Origin of the sequence: Pontibacterium sinense (assembly GCF_015209595.1) — a bacterium.
Lineage (GTDB): Bacteria > Pseudomonadota > Gammaproteobacteria > Pseudomonadales > Balneatricaceae > Pontibacterium > Pontibacterium sinense.
Map to the genome: position 1 here is coordinate 1 of NZ_JADEYS010000008.1, position 18,993 is coordinate 18,993.

The window sequence follows — 18,993 nt, forward strand, 5'->3', positions numbered from 1 at the left end:
GTTGCTTGTCCATACTGCCTATCCTTAGCCATTGCTGGCTCAATAATAGGCAGTTACACAGTTTTATCTACAGTCTCTTCAGACCCGATCTGACAGTTTCCGACCAATCAGGATTGTGACTGTCAGGTCAAAAACAGTTCAGCTTCTTCTCCTGCCAGACCGTTTTCCCATCAAGCATTGTTTCCTTCGGTGCTTTGTCACAGCACTCCCATCCCTAATGGGTACGTTCATTGTTGAATAATCGATCTATATATCCAGACCTTTCTGAAGTTCATCGATGCTTTCATATAGTTTTACGGAAAGTCGATCTGATCAAACTCCTACACAATCGTCTTGTCGAAGCGTTCACTGATTCTGTTGGTTTTCGTATGCCTATGTCGAGATATGGTGATTTCTGGTGTACGGGGAAAGACGGAGAGGATGGCATATCCTGTTGATTGATATCGCCAGATCAACAACCAACAGAAGAGTGATACGCCATGACGAAGTTTACCCTGACAGCAGCCTCACAACCAGATTACAGTGCTATCGATCCGCTTTTCGAATTGCTCCGCTCGGGAGCGCGTCAATTGATTGCCCAAGCGGTCGAAGCGGAGTTACAGGCCCTACTCGACCAGCATGCCAATGTGCGACTATCCGATGGTCGACAGGCGGTGGTCCGCAACGATCACTTACCAGAGCGGACAGTACAAACTGGCATCGGGGATGTTGAGGTCAAAGTACCTAAAGTGCGCGATCGTAGTGGTCAGGAATCAGGTTCAACAGCAATCTTCTGCCTCCTTATCTCAAGCGAGCGCGCAGTATTGAAGAGTTACTTCCCTGGTTGTACCTGAAGGGTATCTCCACTGGTGACTTTCAGGAATCACTGGTGACGTTACTAGGTGATCAAGCCAAGGGGCTATCGGCCAATACAATATCACGACTCAAGAGCCAGTGGCTGGAAGAGCCATAGTCAATGGCGATGCCGCTATCTGATTGCAGAACGCTACGTCTACTGGTGGACTGATGGGATTTACAGCAATGTGCGCATGGATGACCGGCTCTGTTTGTAGGTGATTATTGGCGTGACAGAACAGGGGCGAAAAGTGTTGGTGACCGTTGAAAATGGCTACCGTGAGTCGACGGCGAGCTGGGAAGAGTTGTTGTTAGGTCTGCGTGAACGCGGCCTTGAAACATACCCAAAGTTGGCGGTGGGTGATGGTGCTCTGGGATTTTGGAATGCAATGGCGAAGACGTATCCTTCAAGTCGTCACCAGCGATGCTGGGTGCACAAGACGGCGAATGTGTTGAATAAACTCCCCAAGTCTATACAGCCAAAGGTCAAGGAGGCGCTGCATGACATCTGGATGGCAGCCACGCGGGACGAAGCACATGGGGCTTTTGATCGAGCCTTGGTAAGGTTCAACCCTAAAGACGCCAAGGCCATGGAGTGCCTGGCCAAAGACCGGGACGAGTTGCTAGCGTTCTACGACTTTCCCGCGGAGCATTGGGCGCATATTCGAACGACCAATCCGATCAAATCGACCTTCGCGACAGTCCGCTTACGCACGAAACGATCCCGTAACTTCGGTTCTCGGGAGGCTACATCTGGCGATTAATGATATTGATCACACCAAGACCAAGGTGAAGTCACCCCTGACTAATGGCATCTGCGAGCGCTTTCATAAGACGATTTTGCAGGAGTTTTACCAGGTAACTTTCCGTAAGAAACTCTATGGAAGCATCGACGAACTCCAGAAAGATCTGGATATATGGATCGAATATTAAAACAATGAACGTATTCATCGGGGAAAAGTGTGCTGCGGAAGAACGCCGAATGAGACATTACTTGATGGGAAATCGGTCTGGCTGGAGAAGAAGCTGAACTGATTTTGACCTGACAGTCACACCCTGTGAGTCGGTAACTGTCAGATCGGGTCTGAATTAGTTCAATAAATCATTCTATAGGGCTCGGAGCGTTAGTTGCTGCTCTATAAGAGCCTTATAAGCGCCGATATGTTCCACACCATACAGCCCTGCATTTAAATCATGGATGTCCTGCTGAGCCAATATCCCCAATCTCAATAGTTGTTCCACCGTGGTATCCAATCCCTGTACCACCTCTTCGAGGAACTCATCCGCTTTTGAGTAGCTGGGCTGCGATTCAGCAGGTGTGCGATCTGAATGCGTATTCAGTTAGACGCCAATGGAAATCCGATACCTGCTGAAGTCTAACAGCAAGTATTCTGGTGTTTTACCAAAGTATCCAGATCAAAGTAGCCCTAGGCGTCATTAGCGATATTGCCTATCCCCTACCAATACTCGACACTACCATTCAAAAAAAACGGCGGGAAGCCGGTGACGTGTGCTCAGGGATGTGAGCAAGCCTCTAGTACTGTTTTCTCACATCATCTAATAAATATATCAGTCCCGTTTTTTCATTTTCTAGAGGTGGATAGGTTTGCATTTTCTTCGTGATTTATTTCCAAGCGTATCTGATATGAATTATCAGATGCATGGGGTGGAGTTTAAGTGGTAATCCTCCCATGGTTAACTGACGCCAAAAGTAAAGATTGAGCCACTTGATGGACTGCCAGATGAGTCTCAGTCAGTCGACCGTGAGATATCAGTCTGCACTGAAAGCGGTGTGAATGCCGATGGGATAAGATGATGCGCTATTGACTGTACAGGAATTTGCACATAAAATTGTTGTACAAGTTTTTGTACGGTCATATGAGATCTTAGGTTGTCCTTGCGTTAACTAGTCTTAGTTAACCGCTTATCTCGCTAATAAGTGTGGGCGGCAATGCGAAAATGGAAAACTTGGTAAATTCGGGGAAAAATCTAGTGAACGTCATTTCATATAGTGATGCCCGTGCCAGCCTTAAGGCGGTAATGGATACTGTATGTGATTCGCATGAAGCTGCAGTGGTAACCCGGCAGAAGGGTGATGATGTTGTGATGCTCTCGAAAGAAGATTACGACAGCATTATGGAAACCCTCTATCTGCTGAAAAGCCCTGCGAATGCGGGTCGCCTGATGGAATCTGTTGCACGTATTAAGGCGGGTCAGGCTACAGAACGAGATCTGATCGAGGATGATTCAGAGTAAATTATTAGTTTTACAGTGGGATGATCATGCTTGGGAGGATTACCTCTACTGGCAGAAAACTGATAAGAAAACGTTAAAACGTATTAACGAGCTTATCAAAAGTACACGCCGAGGGCCTTTCGAGGGGTTAGGTAAACCCGAAGCTTTAAAGGGAGATCTCTCCGGCTTCTGGTCCCGCCGCATCGACCGAGAACATCGTATGGTATACACGGTGCAAGACGGAGTGCTGATTATAGCGGCATGCCGTTATCACTATTCGTAATAACCAGAAGGGGCTTAGGCCCCTTTATTTTGTTCCTGCACCGAATCTAAAAGGTCATGCCGAGCGGCTGTTTTTATTTTCTATCGATCCTTTCAACGCTTTTCCATGTCGCGTATTTACGCACTAAAATTACCGGTCAAACGCCTAGGTACGTTCTGTGTTTGAAGGCTTATGCTTTCTCTAAAACTCTCCGATTTCAATGCATAGAGCACATTAGAGAGCACGATCGATCAATACATCCAAAAAGCATCATGTTCATTGATCTGGTCGCTGTCTTTTTCTACGACGAAAGGCTATAAAGCAGCCCTGAATACGTAGCCACCTTAATGGAGTTGAAAATGTCCCCCCGAATTGCCTGTAGTCCAGAAGATGCTGTTTCCTCAATCAAAGATGATGAAGCGATCTGGACGCACAACATGGCTGCAACACCTGTGGTATTGCTGAAAGGCTTGGCTAAGCACGCGCTGTCGCGTCGCAATCTGACCTTGATGCAATTGCATACTGAAGGTGAGGGGGCCGAGCTGATGGTATCTCCTGAGTTACGTGGTCACCTTCGTTGTCGCTGCTATTTTGTTAGTGCTGCGACACGTAAAGCGGTCCAGCGGGGGGATGCTGATTATGTTCCGATGTTATTGGCGGAAATTCCAAAGCTGATTCGCCGCGGTGAGCAGCGGGTTGATACCGCGATCATTCAGGTGAGTCCGCCAGATGCACACGGTAACTGTTCGCTCGGTATCTCGGTTGAAGCAACTCATGCGGCGTTGGAGAAAGCGGGTAAAATTATTGCCCATATCAACCCGAATATGCCGCGTACTCACGGTGATGGCATCGTCGCTTACAAAGACTTTCATACCGTGTACGAAGAAGCAGCTCCGCTGAGTTGCCACGAACCGGCAGCGCAAAGCGAGATTTATAAAGCGATTGGCCAGCATGTGGCTGATCTCGTGCAGGACCGCGACTGTATCCAGACCGGTATTGGCGCGATCCCTGATGCGGTACTCGCGTGTCTGGGTGATCGAAAGGATCTGGGTGTTCACACCGAAATGTTTTCAGATGGTGTGCTGCCCTTGGTTGAAAAGGGTGTGATTACCGGTGCGTATAAGAAGAACCATGCGGGCAAGATTGTCACTAGTTTTGTTGTGGGCAGCCAGAAACTGTATGACTTCGTAGATGACAACCCGATTGTCCAGTTTTTGGATACCGAGTATGTAAACGATATGCGCAGCATCCAGCGTAACCCACAAGCGATGTCGATTAACAGTGCACTTCAGGTGGATCTGACCGGTCAGGTTTCAGCCGATTCGATGGGAACGAAAATCTTCTCGGGTTTCGGCGGTCAGATCGATTTCGTTCGTGGTGCGTCTTTGTCTGAAGGTGGTCGTGGTGTGATTGCGCTGCCATCCACTGCAGCAGGTGGCACGATCTCGCGTATCGTAACGACACTGAACGATGGTGCAGGCGTGGTGACCACCCGTGCACACGTACACTACGTTGCGACTGAATACGGTATTGTGAGTCTGCGTGGGCGCAGCCTGCGTGAACGTTCACGTGATTTGATCGAGATTGCGCATCCGGACTTCCGTGAAGCGCTAAATCGCGAAGCATTTGATAAGTTGCGCCTGAGCTTTAACTGATCGCAGCGAACGCCCCTGATAGCTAAGACTATTGGGGGCCGTTATCCCACTGCAGTGAATTGGATGCGTCCTGCATCCTGCGCATAAACACCCTCAGACTCCGTTCCCGAACTTTTCTTTTCCGATAAAGCCTAACCTTAAACACAGCATGCATTTTTATAGATGTGAGCATCGTTATGGGTGTGACTAAGTGGTTTATCGGCGTTTTGCTTTTGCTCTTTTCTGTGGCGTTGGCGCAGGGTGGAGAACGTCGCCCTCTGCTTGAAGTACAGAGGGATGATGTGGCACGGATCTACAATGTACGTGTGGAGCAGAGGAATGATGATCGCTGGCAATTACGCGGCCGTGTGACCCGCACCTTAAGGGATACCAAGGTGCCACAGGGGCAGATTGTTACGGTGGTCTATAACAAGAAGGGAAAATCACTGTACACACTAACCTCTGATTACAAACCCGGGTTTGTGCATCGGAAGAAGAAACGCGCGTCCTATTTTACGGTTCGATTTCCCGACAAGCTGGATCTGAAAAACAGCCGGATTCGTGTCTATTACCTCGGAGATGACGGCGGTGCCAAAAGCACTACATTAAAGAGGGATTATCCTTGAGACGTGCCGCCATTAAATCGATAAACGCCCGCACTTTTGCCGACGAGTGACGCCCCTCGCGATGGACGATATGGATCGGTTCGGGTGGTGGTTCGTATTCGGGCAAGATGATCTGCAAACGTCCTTCAGACAGCATGCCGGCGACTTGATATGACAAGACGCGGGTCAGGCCAAATCCGCTGGCCGCGGCTTCGATCGCGGCGTCGTTGGTGGTGACTTTGAGTTTGGGTCGCACCTGAACCTGAAGCTCTTTCTGAGCGTGGTGAAAGCGCCAGTTACCCGATGCGGTTTCTGACATAGTGCCAGCCTGTGAAGTCACGATCCGATGATGAATCAGTTCCTGGGGGTGTTTCGGTGTCCCTTCCAGAAACAAATAGCTGGGAGATGCGACCAGCACTTTACGGACAGATCCGACCCGCAGTGCCCGCATAGTTGAATCGGGCAGAGCTCCTATTCTCACGCCAACATCCAGCCCTTCTTCCATGAGATTCACCACGCGATCCAGCAACAGTGCGTCCACTTCCATCTCTGGATACCGGTTTAGGTATTCCAGTACACCGGGCATGACATGCAGACGTCCGAACATCACCGGCGCTGTAATCGATAGATGACCACGCGGTTCGGCGTTGATCCCTGCGGCAGCATCATCAGCGGCTTCTACTTCGGCAAGAATCCGACGACAATCCTCCAGATACCGTTGTCCCGCTTCAGTCACACGTACATAACGGGTCGTGCGATTGAGCAGCTTCACACCCAGTGAATCTTCCAGTGCTGCAACGACACGGGTGACGGCTGGTGGCGATATCTTTAAACGACGGGCCGCCGCAGCAAAACCTTCCCCTTCGGCAACAGCGACGAAGACCTGCATCTGGCGAAAACGATCCATTCATTATTCCATATTTAGTAATAATTAATTTCAATTTTAGGTGATTCTTGCGCTGAATGGAATTTGGCATAGTGGTTACAGACGCAGGGGAATGAACGCGATTTCCCGCTTAGTTACCGATGGTGAACCGGCCGTCAGCAGAGTGAGGATTGATCGATGGGACATAAATTTGCAGAGATCGCATTTACGCCGATTATTCGCGAACTTCAGGTCGAGTTAGGTAGCCGTACCTTCTATGCCGAGATGGATCGAGGGGCGGACTATAACCATCAGCTGACAGCGCGTGAAGCTCAGTTCATTGCTGCCCGTGACAGCTTTTATATGGCCAGTGTGACCGAAACAGGCTGGCCCTATATTCAGCACCGTGGCGGCTTACCCGGGTTTATGAAAGTACTGGATGAGGGCCGGATTGGGTTTGCTGACTATAGCGGTAACCGACAGTACGTCAGCACCGGCAATTTTAGCCATGACAGTCGAGTTGCCCTGTTCTTTATGGATTATCCCAACCGACGTCGGCTGAAAATGCTGGGACGGGTCACGGTCGTATCACCGGAGGATCAGGATACGCTCGCCCAACTCGCCGATTATAACTATCCAGCTCAGATCGAACGTGGCTTTGTGATTGATGTGGAAGCCTTTGACTGGAACTGTCCGCAACATATTACCCAGCGATATACAGCTGAAAATGTGGAAGCGTTGTTTAAACCGCTGAAAGAGGAAAATCAGCGTCTGCGGGCGAGTCAGTCAATTCAGGCCTGCAGGGTGATCGGTGAAGGCGCTCTGGAAGTGGTCATCAGTGGTATCCGTCAGCTCACACCCCGAATCAGAGAATACGAACTGCGTGACCCCCAAGGTCGCCAGTTGCCTGAATTTGAAGCTGGTGCTCACCTTACCGTACCGGTGACACAGGAGAACGGAGCGCTGGATACCCGTCACTATTCGATTACCTCGGACCCGCAACAGCGCAGTTACTATCAGATTGCGGTCCTGCGGGAAGATCAAGGGCAGGGCGGCAGCTTGGCGGTGCATTCTGGTTACCAGCTTGGAAACACTCTGCGCATTGAGCCACCGAAAAATCACTTTGCCCTGCATGATGATCATCGTCCCGCAGTGCTGATCGCAGGGGGCATTGGAATCACCCCCATCCACGCGATGATCCATTCACTGAGTAGCCGCAATACCCCGTGGCATCTGCATTATGCAGGCCGAAGTCTCAGAGAGATGGCATATAGCGAACCACTTCAGGCATGGGGTGAGCAGGTGACTTTTTATCCCGCTGATGAACAGCAACGCTTGTCTGCGGAGCAGGTTTTACATAATGCCACTGACGATACGGTGTTTTATGTGTGTGGGCCGTCCCGCCTGATTGATTCAGTTATCGCGAACGCAGATGAGCTGGGTATTGATCCGCAGCGAATCCGGTTTGAGCGTTTCTCTGCCGGGGAGATCTCTAATACGCACGCCATTGAGATCACGTTAAGCCGCAGCGGCAAAGTCATCGAAGTGAGTCCAGAGGAAACTGTTCTGGATGCCATGCTGAATGCCGGAATTGATGCACCGTTCAGTTGTAAAAGTGGTGCCTGTAAAACCTGTGCCGTGGAGATCTTAAAAGGCGAGGCGGAGCACCATGATTCAGTCCTGAGTGAAGAGGAACGGAGTGAGCAGAACCTGTTTTGCCCCTGTGTCTCACGTGCGAAGACGAACAATCTGACCTTGGACATCTAAGACACGATCAATATAGAGGTGATCTTGCTCCCACGGTCCGAGTGGGCATGAAGACAGTACTGAATAACATCACAGACACACATTATGCGGCGATATAAACCACCGTATGGGTTCCCACGGAGGACCATGGGAACCAGGGGCAGATATTACATGTCGTTCCCACGCTCCGCGTGGGCATGAAGACAGTACTGAATAACATAATAGACACACAGTATGCGGCGATATAAACCACCGTATGGGTTCCCACGGAGGACCATGGGAACCAGGATCAGATGTTACATCTCGTTTCCACACTCCGCGTGGGTATGAAGACAATACTGAATAACATCACAGACACACATTATGCGGCGATATAAACCACCGTATGGGTTCCCACGGAGGACCATGGGAACCAGGGGCAAATGTTACATCTCGTTCCCACACTCCGCGTGGGTATGAAGATAATACTGAATAACATCACAGACACACATTATGCGGCGATATAAACCACCGTATGGGTTCCCACGAGGACCATGGGAACCAGGGACAAATGTTACATCTCGTTCCCACGCTCCTGCGTGGGAATGCAGACGGTTCCAATGTTCACGGATGTCAGAGCTTAGATTCTGTGCATCTACACGGGCTTGAATAATCAACCCCGCCCCATAACCACCAACTTTTGGTAAAAGCAATTTGGAGAACCTGTTATGACAACCCGTAAACTGCACCGTCATGTACTGTCGGGCCATGCCCATCGTGCTGAACTGTTTCTTTCTCTGCTGGGCCTGGAAGCGGAAATGATCGATGTCGATCTGATGAATGGTGCTCATAAAGAGCCAGAGTTTCTGGAGATGAATATCTTTGGACAGATTCCGGTGCTGGAAGATGGCGATACGGTGATCTCTGATGCCAACGCGATTCTGGTGTATCTGGCACAGAAATACGACGGCAGTGGACGCTGGTATCCAACGGATGCAGAGACCGCTGCAGCCGTTCAGCGTTTTCTGTCGGTTGCAGCAGGGCAGGTCGCCAGTGGCCCGGCATCTGCGCGTTTAGTGAATGTATTTGGTGCAACGCTGGATCACGACCGTGCGATCTCGATTGCCCATGCGATCCTGACGATTCTGGATCAACACCTTGAGGGACGAGACTGGCTGGCGGGTGATGGGGCAACCATTGCGGATATTGCTAATTACTCCTACATCGCACATGCACCGGAAGGTGATGTTTCTCTGGAGCCCTATGCCAGTGTCCGCAGCTGGTTAGCGCGTATTGAGGCACTGCCCGGGTTTGTTGCCATGCCGGTATCTGCGGCGGGCCTCAATGCCTGATCATTATTTAATACGATTGGTAACAGCGTAGAGGCCATCATCTGCACTGTTACACTTAAATGAAATTTATAAGGGTAAACCCTTGGTTTTTCTTGATGTCCCTTGCGTTCTGAGACAGACTAGCTGAATCAGAAAGTGTGTGGCTGGAGCTTGCTTATCGTATCCATCGGATACGTCATTCCCGTCGCAACAGAAATAAAGCGTTAGAGCGTTAAGGGGCAGAATATGTTTATCAACGGTGAATGGATCAAATCCGACAACACCTTCGCAGTGTTTAATCCGGCCAATGGTGAAGAGATTGGACAGGTGACAGATGGCAACCGTGAGGATGCCAAGCGGGCCATTGATGCCGCACAGGCTGCGTTACCCACCTGGTCTGCACTGACGGTGTACCAGCGTTCGGATTACCTGCGCCGCGCCTACGAGCTGATGATTGAGCGTAAAGCGGACCTTGCCGCACTGATGACCAAAGAGCAGGGCAAGCCGATTAAAGCGGCGATGGCAGAAGTACAGTACGGTGCGGATTACCTACTGTGGTTTGCCGAAGAGGTCAAACGTAGTTACGGTGAAACCATTCCTTCTGCACGCTCCGATCAACGCTTTCTGGTGCATCGTCAACCGTTGGGTGTTGTCGCTGCCGTGACCCCCTGGAACTACCCTGTGTCGATGATCACCCGTAAAGTTGCGCCAGCCATTGCCGCGGGATGCACGATTGTGCTGAAACCGGCTGAGGCGACACCGCTATGCGCAATCGCAATCTTTGAAATTCTGCAGGAAGTGGGCGTGCCAGCCGGTGTGATCAATCTGGTGACTAGCAATACACCGGGACCGATTGGGGAAGAGTTCTGCACCAATCCGGTGGTCAAAAAGCTGACCTTTACTGGCTCCACTGCAGTGGGTAAAAAACTGGCGCAGGATGCCGCACCGCAACTGAAACGTGTGTCCATGGAGTTAGGAGGGCACGCGCCGTTTATCGTCTTTGATGATGCCGATCCGATCCATGCGGCGAAAGGCGCAGCACTGGTGAAATTCCTCAACACCGGACAAGCTTGTATCAGCCCTAACCGTATCTTTGTACAGCGTTCCATTATCGAGCCGTTCCTGGCTGAGTTCGAAAACCGTATCGCCAAAATGCGTGCCGGGAGTGGCACCGAACAAGGCGTGAATATTGGCCCATTGGTGAATGAAGCGGCGGTGAATAAGGTAAATAATCAGGTCGTTGATGCAATGGAGAAAGGTGCCAAACTGCATGCCGGGGGTAAAGTGCTTACCGAAGGAGGATTAGAAAAAGGTAACTTCTATGCTCCAACACTGCTGAGTGGTATCACTGAAGAGATGCTGATCTACCGTGAAGAGACCTTCGGTCCGGTGGCTGCGGTGATTCCGTTTGATACACAGGAAGAGGTTCTGGAAAAAGCCAACGATACCAATTACGGCTTAGCCGCGTATGTGTATACCCAGAATATGTCCCGTGCGATGCGCATGTTTGAAGGCCTACACTTTGGCATGGTGGGCATTAACGATATCAATCCAACCAGTGCTGCGGCACCGTTTGGCGGGATGAAAGAGAGTGGGCTTGGTCGTGAAGGTGCGCGTGAAGGCCTGATGGAATATTACGAAACGAAGTTGGCGGGTATTTCGATTTAGTCCAGACTGAAGACCAAACCGTAACTATTTAGCAGGTACTTCAGGTGCCTGCTAAATGTGGTATCTGGAAGGTGATTCATTCACCTTCTATATCGTATTTTATTGTATGAGATACGTATCAGATATTGGTTTAAACCCCACCGATTCCCCCCCGACAACCTATCTATTTAGGGGCATGCACGCTTAGGTGTCCATCTGATTTGTTATAAGGCAAGGGATTTATAGCTATTTCAGTTCTTAATAAGCGCCCCTTTTGGATGTCTGTCCCATACCCTTTCGGGGGCATTTATTGCGCCGATTTGTGAAAAAACCTTGTGAGACAACCCCTTAAAAAACCCTGTATTAAACAGGTGTTTTGACGCCGGTATTGCTGAGCCAGATCAACGGGTTTAATGATTTAACCTATTGAATTTAATAGATTGATCATGCAGTATCGAGCTTACATTCTCCCTGGAATATGTGCTGGTTTGTTAAACCGCTTTCAGGTGCAGAATGCCCGTCGTCCGTTGGTGGAGTTTGCACTTGAGTAGTAACAAGGCAATACCCGGTGTATCAACAAAAAACAGCGTTATTCAATCCCTATTGCTTCCGGTTGGGGCTATCTTCTTTATCTCTGTTCTGGTGGTGGGTTACCTCTGGACCAGCAGTGAGTTTAGAAAGCTGGATGAGGAGAATCAGCGCTATGAATTGGAATACCTCGAAAATCAGAAAGTCGTGCTGCGCGCAGAGGTTCAGCGCGTCAAATCACTGCTGCTGCGTGAAAAAGCGAATGCCGAGTCGCAGCTCAAAAGCTCGCTGAAAGAGCGTATTGATGATGCGTATCTGATCGCCTCCAGTATTTATGAGCGTAGTAAAAACCGTTATTCAGATGATGTGATTCAGCACATGATCATCGCTGCGCTGCAAGATATGCGTTTGAAAGATGACGGTTATTACTTCATTACCACGCTGGACGGTGAGATGAAACTCTACCCACCTGATGATTCTGTTATTGGCCGCAGTGCAAGGGATGCGTTTAATGCCAACGGTGGTGATGTCGTGTTTCGAATGGGTGAACTGGCTAAACAGCAAAAAGAAGGGTTTATCAGTTATCCGTGGGCGCGCGCCGGTTACGTTGGAGAGGAACACCGTAAATTCAGTTACATCAAGCGCTTTAAACCTTACGACTGGGTCATTGGAACGGGCGCATATCTCGATAACTTTGAGGAAGAGATCAAGCATCAGATCTTCAGGAAAGTTTCTGAAATCAGTTACGGTACCCGAGAAGAAGGTTACTTCTTTATCAACTCCTATGACGGTGATCTGTTCGTGACCAACGGACAGTATTTTGCGGGTAAGAAAAATATCTGGGATGTCGAAGACGCGCGAGGCCAGAAAGTGGTGCAGGCAAACGCTGCGCTGGCGAAGGAGAATCCAGAGGGTGGATTCAGCACGTATTTCTGGAAAAAGAACACCGATGAAGTTGCCGAAAAAATATCTTACGTACTGGGGATGGATGAGTGGGGAATCTTTATCGGTTCCGGGGCTTATCTTGATACGGTGCGTAATGAGCTTAAACGTCGCGAATCGCTATTAGCGGAACAGGTGAAAGTTCGTATCTACAGCGCCGCATCAGTATTAGGGATTGCGCTGTTGGTGGTGCTGGCTGCGATGTGGCTGATAGGCCATCGTTTGGCGCGTAATATTCGTCTGATTCAGTGCAGCTTTGAACATTCCGCCACCAGTCGCCAGCATATTGATATTGAAGATGTGTACTTTGATGAGTTTCGCTCATTGGCGGCCAGTGCGAACGACATGATCGATGGCCTGAACCAACAGGCAGAAGAGCTGAGACATCGGGTATTACACGACCAGCTGACATCGTTACCCAATCGATTGCAGGGCGCGAGCCACCTGAATCAGATGATCGAGCGCTCCATTAATACTCAGGCCGTTGTCGCGCTGCTGTTTATTGATCTGGATAATTTTAAAGAGATCAACGACACCTTAGGGCACTCTGCGGGTGACGAGCTGCTACAGAAAGTGTCACTGCGTCTGCAACGAGTGGTGCGTGAGGAAGATATCGTTGCGCGTTTGGGTGGAGATGAGTTTACGGTGATTACCGGTTTGCTGAACGAGCGAGCTGACGCTGCGGTGATCGCGGATAAGTTGCTCAGCGCTTTCCAAAAACCGTTCTCAATTGAAAGTACAGAACTGCATGTGACAGCCAGTATCGGTATTAGCATGTTCCCGGATGATGGCTTGGACGCTGAAATCTTGCTGCGAAATGCAGATTCTGCCATGTATGAGGCCAAGCGGGATGGCCGCAACGGTTTCCGTTTTTATACCCCGGATATGACGGTTGAAGTTCGTCAGCGGGTGATGATGATGGATGAGTTACGTGAAGCCATCGAGAAGCAACAGTTCTTGCTGCACTTTCAGCCTCAAGTATGCCTGACGACGGGCGAAGTGATTGGCGCTGAGGCGCTGGTACGCTGGATGCATCCAGAGAAAGGGCTGATTCCTCCGAATGACTTTATTCCTTATGCGGAGTCGAGCGGCCAGATCGCTCAGATCGGGGAATGGGTACTCATGGAAGCTTGTACCAAAATGTCGGAGTGGCGGGCTCAGGGCTACAATCTACGTAAAGTGGCGGTCAACATCTCCAACCAGCAATTGCGGCGTAAATCACTGGTGATGCTGGTTAAGCAGGCGCTTGCTGACACGAAGTGTCAGCCCGAGACGTTAGAGCTGGAGATTACGGAAAGCACCTTGATGCAGAATCCGGAAGATATGGTCGAAGAGCTGGTGCAGTTGAAGGCACTTGGCGTCAGTCTGGCGATTGATGATTTTGGTACGGGCTACTCATCATTGAGCTATCTGAAGCAGTTACCGATCAACAAGCTGAAGATAGACCGGTCGTTTGTGCGTGATCTGGATGTGGATGAAAACGATCGGGCGATTACCCGTGCGATTATCGCCTTGGGCAAAAGTTTGAATCTGACCGTGATTGCGGAAGGCGTAGAGTACGCATCACAGGTTTCGTTTCTGGCGTCTGAACAGTGTGAGCAGATTCAGGGCTATTTATACAGTAAGCCGCTGCCAGAAGAGGCGTTCCTTGCATACCTGAAAGAGCACAAATCCCGTCGGGAGGAGATGGCAGAGTGGATCTGACCCTCTGCCATGGTTGGCGGTGACGACTTAGATCTCGTCGCTGCCATCAATCCAATGCAGTGCTTGCAGAAACTGTGAGCCGGTAAAGTGACGTGTCTCACCACTGACGATCAGATCGCCGATTTTGGCGAGCCAGTTGATCCAGTCCGCATCACCGACGACCGCCAGGCGGATGAAGTCATTTCGATGAGCCATACCAAACTTTGCATCTTCCCATAACGCAGCTGCTTCAAATCCGGTAAAACCGTGATCCAGATACAACAGTACGCGTACCTTCTGGTGAGCTTCGACTTTCTCTTCCACCATCGGAATGAAGATGTCCTGATAATCCTTCGCTGTCAGTGTATCGGTGGCCTGAACAACGATAAGATCACCTGCGGTTTCCGGTAAAACGTAAAGCATGGCTATGACCTTCTGTAAGTCTGTTTGGGCGGGGATTATACGCACTAATCTAATGATAGACAGTGATCGAACGTCCTATGCAGATGCTTTTATTTAACGTCTAGAGCCTGGCTCTGGTATAGTGCTTCACCTGATTATTAACGGGTCCCATCGATGAATTACATTCCTTTTTCTGAGTACAAAAAAGCCTGGATTTTCCGTCACCGCGATCTGCCGGTGAGTGCTGAAGATCTGGAACAGATCAAACCGATGACGGAAAAGCGTTCCGCTGAAGTTTGGGCTCAGAATGTCAGCCGAGAAAGCACCCACTACAGTTACTTTTGCAAAGATGACTGGGCTGGCAAGGGGAATACCTGGACTGAGAGTGCTAGTTGGCAAGGGGCGTGGGATCGCGAAGATCCATCTCTGCCGGAAGAACTGGCCGCGTTTATCGAGTGGGATGACAATACGGTTGTTTACTTCTGCTACTCCAGCGAACATGTGATTCAAACCACATGGGCGGTGTTTAAGCGTAGCTGGAAGAACTTCCTGTTTATGGATGATGGTCCGCTGCTGATCGGTCGTAAGCGTAAAGAGGTTGCGCAGTTTTTTGAGAACGGTCAGTTCAAGCTGGGTTGTCGACCTTAACCGCTCTGTTGTTTATTCCGCAGGGCTATTATCCCTCCGGAAAGTGTTGCGCGACTGTCGAACGGATAAGTTCTCCCAGATGGCGGGTCGCGCGCCCTGCATAATCTCCCTGACTGTATACCAGATACAGTTGCACCCGGCGCTCCGAACCTTCCAACATTGGCAGCGGTTTTAAGTGGCCTTGCTCCAGTTCCTCTCTGATCTTAACCTCTGGAAACCACGCATAACCGAGACCTTTGCAAGCGGCTTGAATCGACGTGCTCTGATTGCTGAGCGTCAGGCGTTGCTGAGAACCCAGCCACCCGGAGTCGGCACGCTGACTGCCCGAGTCCCGAACCACGAGCTGACAGTGTTGCCGCAGATCTTGATAGGTCAGTGAGCGGTTCAATTGGTGCAATGGGTAATCAGGATGGGCAACCGCAATAAACCGGATCAGTAATAGTGGATCGGCTAAAAAGCCGGGGGGGACGCTACCGGTGATGCCCAGATTAACTTCGCGTTTGACCAACGCCTCATAAGTACCGCTGAGCACAGTTTCCTGCATATCCACCCGTGTATGGGGGGCATCCTGACTGAATGTGGATAACGCATCCAGCAACAGCCAGGGTGGAAACAGGGTATCCACGGCAATATTGAGTTCCGCTTCCCACTCCTGCCCGAACTGCGCAGCCAATGCTTCGATCTGCTGTGCCTCGTGAACCAGTGTTTTGGCTCGCTGCAACAGGATCTGCCCGGCCGGGGTTAATTCGGCTTTGCGTCCCTGAATTGCCAGTACCGGGATCCCCAGACTGCTTTCCAGCTTCTGAATCGCATAACTTACCGCCGACTGGCTTTTGTTCAGAGCTTCTGCCGCCTGAGCATAACCACCGTGTTCAACTACTGCGATCAGCGCCTGCCACTGCTCTAGTGAAACTTGTGTTTTCATAAATATATCTAAAAAACTGATAATAATGCGTATATTTTCGCTGTTTTTAATCGGGTAAATCAATAGGAAAATAGCTTCATCAACTTATGAACACCGCGACATAACAGCATTCAGGAGTCATCCATGAGCAAATTACTACATATCAAAGCAAGCGTATTCGGAGATAACGGTCAGTCTAATCAGCTTGCGACTCGCTATATCGATCAGTGGCAGCAGAAGTTGCTTGGCAACGAAGTTGTCGTACGTGATTTGGTGGCTGATGCCGTACCGCATCTGGACGGTGAAGTGGTTGGCGCATTTTTTACCCCGGAAGAGCAGCGTAGCGAACAGCAAAATACGATCGTCGCGTTTTCCGACACGCTGATTCAGGAGATCCGTGACGCTGACGAAATCGTGCTGGGATTGCCGCTGTATAACTTTGGTGTGCCTTCGCAGATGAAAGCGTATTTCGACCATCTGGCACGTGCTGGTGTGACCTTTACATACACTGACACAGGTCCGGTCGGTCTGATCGACGATAAACCGGTACGTGTATTTGCGACCCGTGGTGGTTTGTACAAAGACACCGGGATGGATCATCAGGTGCCGTTCCTGAAACAGTTCCTCGGTTTTATCGGTCTGAATAACGTAGAGGTGATCTACGCCGAAGGCTTGAGCATGGACGGCGTTAAAGAGGAAGCACTGGCTAAAGCGCGTGGTGAAGTGGATCAGCTGATCTCAGCTTAATCGCGCACTCAACCGATCCGGATAAACATCAAGGCAAGAGGTGAAACATGGGCTTATTGGTAGACGGTCAGTGGCATGACCAGTGGTATGACACCAAAGACAGCGGCGGAAAATTTGTCCGTAGCGAATCGCAGTTTCGCAGCTGGATTACCGCGGATGGCAGTGCAGGTCCCAGTGGCGACGCTGGATTTCAGGCGGAAGCTGGACGCTACCACCTCTATGTTTCACTCGCCTGCCCGTGGGCACACCGTACGTTGGTCATGCGCAGCTTAAAGGGTTTAGAGAACGTGATCAGCGTCAGCGTGGTGGATGCGTTGATGATGGAACAGGGCTGGACCTTGGGTATCGATCAGGAGGGTATGCCACAGGGTACGGGTGATGATCTCTACGGCTTTAACTATCTGCATCAGATTTACACCCAGGCTGAGTCTCACTACAGCGGTCGCGTCACCGTGCCGGTACTCTGGGACAAACAGCGTCAGACCATTGTGAACAATGAGTCGTCTGAAATCATTCGTATGCTCAGCAGTGCCTTCGATGACGTGGGGGCAACGCCGGGGGATTATTATCCTGAGTCACTGCGCACAGAGATCGATGCGGTGAATAGCTGGGTCTACAGCGATGTGAACAACGGTGTTTACCGCGCAGGCTTTGCCACCACTCAGCCAGCCTACGACGAAGCGGTGAATGATCTGTTTCTGGCACTAGAGCGGCTGGAAGACCGTCTGACAACACAACGTTATCTGGTGGGCGATCAAGTCACCGAAGCGGACATTCGATTATTCACAACACTGGTACGTTTTGATCCGGTCTATGTGAGCCATTTTAAATGTGATCGTAAGCGCATTGCTGATTATCCCGCATTGAGTGGTTACCTACGTGAGCTGTATCAACTGCCCGGTGTGGCTGACAGCACCGATATGGATCACATCAAACATCACTACTTCGGCAGTCACCGGATGATCAATCCAACGGGCATCGTGCCTGTCGGTCCAGAATTTGACCTGTGGGCACTCCATGGTCGTGAGCAGATCTAAGGCGGAGATAACACCATGACAACTAGAACCATTCAACAGATTATCCCGGCGATTGATACCAGTGACGGTGCGGGCGTACAGCTGAAACGCAGCGTGGGACAGCGCCAGAGTGTGCGGGTTGATCCGTTCCTGATGCTGGATGCGTTTAACTCAGACAATGCCGATGATTATATCGCGGGTTTTCCAGCCCATCCGCATCGAGGGTTTGAAACCGTAACCTATATGCTCAACGGCAGCATGATTCACCGCGACCATATGGGCAATGAAGGTGAGCTAAATCCGGGTGGTGTGCAGTGGATGACCGCCGGCCGAGGGGTGATTCATGAAGAACGGCCGCAACGGAGTGAAGGCCTGATGCGTGGTTTTCAGCTGTGGGTTAACTTGCCTGCCAGCGAGAAAATGAAACCTGCCCATTATCAGAATATCGAACCAGAACAGGTGCCGGATGTGCAGCTGTCATCCGGTGGGCGAGTGCGCGTGATCGCGGGGCAGTTGGCGCTTGAGGATCACACGGTGACAGGGCCGGTGACGGGTGTGGTTGCGGAGCCGATGTATCTTGACGTGCGTCTTCAGGCGGGTGAGGTGTTCAGCCATTCGGTACCGGAAAGTCACAATCTGTTTATCTATCCATATGAGGGAACGTTGACGGTAGATGGTCGATCAATCTCTACCGATCAGGCAGTCATACTACATAACGGCGATCAGGTTAAAGTCACGGCGGGGCAGTCAGGTACATCGTTCCTGTTATTGGCCGGTAAACCGATCAATGAACCCATTGCCCAGTATGGACCGTTTGTAATGAACACAATGGAAGAGATTGATCAGGCGTTAGAGGATTATCGTGAAGGTCGCTTAACGGATTAATAGCGATCTGAGGAATAATTTTCAGGAAGATATCAGAGATTGGAATCCAGCTGATCCACACTTATCTATTGCTGTATTCGATATACATCAATAAATGAGT

The 18,993-nt window shown here is 50.3% G+C and carries 15 protein-coding genes and 2 pseudogenes; 14 read left to right on the plus strand and 3 right to left on the minus strand.

Translation table 11 applies throughout. From position 1 onward, the window contains the following. Positions 1-479 precede the first annotated feature (479 nt). From IOQ59_RS09275 to IOQ59_RS09300, 6 genes and pseudogenes are all read left to right on the plus strand, one after another. Positions 480-1,586, plus strand: a pseudogene (locus IOQ59_RS09275) (IS256 family transposase); the annotation flags it as partial. Next, positions 1,579-1,869, plus strand: a pseudogene (locus IOQ59_RS09280) (integrase core domain-containing protein); the annotation flags it as partial. The pseudogenes IOQ59_RS09275 and IOQ59_RS09280, both read left to right, overlap by 8 nt. 957 nt (positions 1,870-2,826) lie before the next feature. Continuing rightward, entirely contained in the window at positions 2,827-3,090 is a 264-nt protein-coding gene (locus IOQ59_RS09285) for a type II toxin-antitoxin system Phd/YefM family antitoxin (RefSeq protein WP_193953007.1), read from the plus strand. Beyond that, complete coding sequence (locus IOQ59_RS09290) at positions 3,080-3,352, plus strand: Txe/YoeB family addiction module toxin (protein WP_371871852.1); 273 nt, start codon at positions 3,080-3,082, stop codon at positions 3,350-3,352. Before IOQ59_RS09285 ends, IOQ59_RS09290 begins: the two co-directional genes overlap by 11 nt. A 338-nt stretch (positions 3,353-3,690) precedes the next feature. Then, positions 3,691-4,986, plus strand: coding sequence for an acetyl-CoA hydrolase/transferase family protein (locus IOQ59_RS09295; protein ID WP_193953009.1), 1,296 nt, complete (start codon positions 3,691-3,693; stop codon positions 4,984-4,986). Between the two features lie 164 nt (positions 4,987-5,150). Then, a complete protein-coding gene (locus IOQ59_RS09300; RefSeq protein ID WP_193953010.1) occupies positions 5,151-5,591 on the plus strand; it encodes a hypothetical protein in 441 nt (146 codons plus the stop codon). Here the strand turns inward: IOQ59_RS09300 and IOQ59_RS09305 are convergent. After that, the gene (locus IOQ59_RS09305; protein WP_193953011.1) at positions 5,566-6,477 is read right to left on the minus strand and encodes a LysR family transcriptional regulator; all 912 of its coding nucleotides are present in this window, start codon (positions 6,475-6,477) and stop codon (positions 5,566-5,568) included. The genes IOQ59_RS09300 and IOQ59_RS09305 overlap by 26 nt on opposite strands. 156 nt (positions 6,478-6,633) lie before the next feature. Here IOQ59_RS09305 and IOQ59_RS09310 point away from each other — a divergent pair, with 156 nt between their 5' ends. The 4 genes from IOQ59_RS09310 to IOQ59_RS09325 all read left to right on the plus strand — a co-directional run bounded on the left by IOQ59_RS09310 (position 6,634) and on the right by IOQ59_RS09325 (position 14,312). Continuing rightward, positions 6,634-8,202, plus strand: a complete 1,569-nt coding sequence (locus IOQ59_RS09310; RefSeq protein WP_193953012.1) for a 2Fe-2S iron-sulfur cluster-binding protein — start codon at positions 6,634-6,636, stop codon at positions 8,200-8,202. A gap of 686 nt (positions 8,203-8,888) precedes the next feature. Beyond that, positions 8,889-9,512, plus strand: coding sequence for a glutathione S-transferase (locus IOQ59_RS09315; protein WP_193953013.1), 624 nt, complete (start codon positions 8,889-8,891; stop codon positions 9,510-9,512). Between the two features lie 225 nt (positions 9,513-9,737). Next, positions 9,738-11,159 carry an NAD-dependent succinate-semialdehyde dehydrogenase gene (locus IOQ59_RS09320; protein WP_193953014.1) on the plus strand — a complete coding sequence of 474 codons (1,422 nt, stop codon included), beginning with the start codon at positions 9,738-9,740 and terminating at the stop codon, positions 11,157-11,159. 522 nt (positions 11,160-11,681) lie between these two features. Continuing rightward, positions 11,682-14,312 (plus strand): bifunctional diguanylate cyclase/phosphodiesterase, encoded by a 2,631-nt coding sequence (locus tag IOQ59_RS09325; RefSeq protein ID WP_193953015.1) that lies wholly within the window; start codon positions 11,682-11,684, stop codon positions 14,310-14,312. 27 nt (positions 14,313-14,339) lie between these two features. Here the strand turns inward: IOQ59_RS09325 and IOQ59_RS09330 are convergent, their stop codons facing one another. Beyond that, a complete protein-coding gene (locus tag IOQ59_RS09330) occupies positions 14,340-14,714 on the minus strand; it encodes a SpoIIAA family protein (RefSeq protein ID WP_193953016.1) in 375 nt (124 codons plus the stop codon). Positions 14,715-14,867: 153 nt separating this feature from the next. Between IOQ59_RS09330 and IOQ59_RS09335 the strand changes: the two genes are divergently transcribed. Then, on the plus strand, positions 14,868-15,341 hold the full coding sequence (locus tag IOQ59_RS09335; RefSeq protein WP_193953017.1) for a DUF2947 domain-containing protein: 474 nt from the start codon (positions 14,868-14,870) through the stop codon (positions 15,339-15,341). A gap of 28 nt (positions 15,342-15,369) precedes the next feature. Here IOQ59_RS09335 and IOQ59_RS09340 read toward each other — a convergent pair whose 3' ends face one another. Then, positions 15,370-16,266: a LysR family transcriptional regulator gene (locus IOQ59_RS09340; protein WP_193953018.1), complete on the minus strand. Its 897-nt coding sequence runs from the start codon at positions 16,264-16,266 to the stop codon at positions 15,370-15,372. Positions 16,267-16,389: 123 nt separating this feature from the next. On the opposite strand from IOQ59_RS09340, the gene IOQ59_RS09345 reads away from it, so the two are divergent. The 3 genes from IOQ59_RS09345 to IOQ59_RS09355 are packed head-to-tail and all read left to right on the plus strand — an operon-like array spanning position 16,390 to position 18,893. Beyond that, positions 16,390-16,992 (plus strand): FMN-dependent NADH-azoreductase, encoded by a 603-nt coding sequence (locus IOQ59_RS09345; protein ID WP_193953019.1) that lies wholly within the window; start codon positions 16,390-16,392, stop codon positions 16,990-16,992. A 47-nt stretch (positions 16,993-17,039) separates the two neighbouring features. Continuing rightward, positions 17,040-18,029 (plus strand): glutathione S-transferase family protein, encoded by a 990-nt coding sequence (locus tag IOQ59_RS09350; RefSeq protein WP_193953020.1) that lies wholly within the window; start codon positions 17,040-17,042, stop codon positions 18,027-18,029. Between the two features lie 15 nt (positions 18,030-18,044). Beyond that, on the plus strand, positions 18,045-18,893 hold the full coding sequence (locus IOQ59_RS09355; RefSeq protein WP_193953021.1) for a pirin family protein: 849 nt from the start codon (positions 18,045-18,047) through the stop codon (positions 18,891-18,893). Positions 18,894-18,993 lie beyond the last annotated feature (100 nt).

Coding starts and splice junctions, on each gene's coding strand:
- IOQ59_RS09295 (WP_193953009.1), top strand. CDS start 3,691: ATGTCCCCCCGAATTGCCTGTAGTCCAGAAGATGCTGTTTCCTCAATC.
- IOQ59_RS09305 (WP_193953011.1), bottom strand. CDS start 6,477: ATGGATCGTTTTCGCCAGATGCAGGTCTTCGTCGCTGTTGCCGAAGGG.
- IOQ59_RS09310 (WP_193953012.1), top strand. CDS start 6,634: ATGGGACATAAATTTGCAGAGATCGCATTTACGCCGATTATTCGCGAA.
- IOQ59_RS09315 (WP_193953013.1), top strand. CDS start 8,889: ATGACAACCCGTAAACTGCACCGTCATGTACTGTCGGGCCATGCCCAT.
- IOQ59_RS09320 (WP_193953014.1), top strand. CDS start 9,738: ATGTTTATCAACGGTGAATGGATCAAATCCGACAACACCTTCGCAGTG.
- IOQ59_RS09330 (WP_193953016.1), bottom strand. CDS start 14,714: ATGCTTTACGTTTTACCGGAAACCGCAGGTGATCTTATCGTTGTTCAG.
- IOQ59_RS09335 (WP_193953017.1), top strand. CDS start 14,868: ATGAATTACATTCCTTTTTCTGAGTACAAAAAAGCCTGGATTTTCCGT.
- IOQ59_RS09340 (WP_193953018.1), bottom strand. CDS start 16,266: ATGAAAACACAAGTTTCACTAGAGCAGTGGCAGGCGCTGATCGCAGTA.
- IOQ59_RS09345 (WP_193953019.1), top strand. CDS start 16,390: ATGAGCAAATTACTACATATCAAAGCAAGCGTATTCGGAGATAACGGT.
- IOQ59_RS09350 (WP_193953020.1), top strand. CDS start 17,040: ATGGGCTTATTGGTAGACGGTCAGTGGCATGACCAGTGGTATGACACC.
- IOQ59_RS09355 (WP_193953021.1), top strand. CDS start 18,045: ATGACAACTAGAACCATTCAACAGATTATCCCGGCGATTGATACCAGT.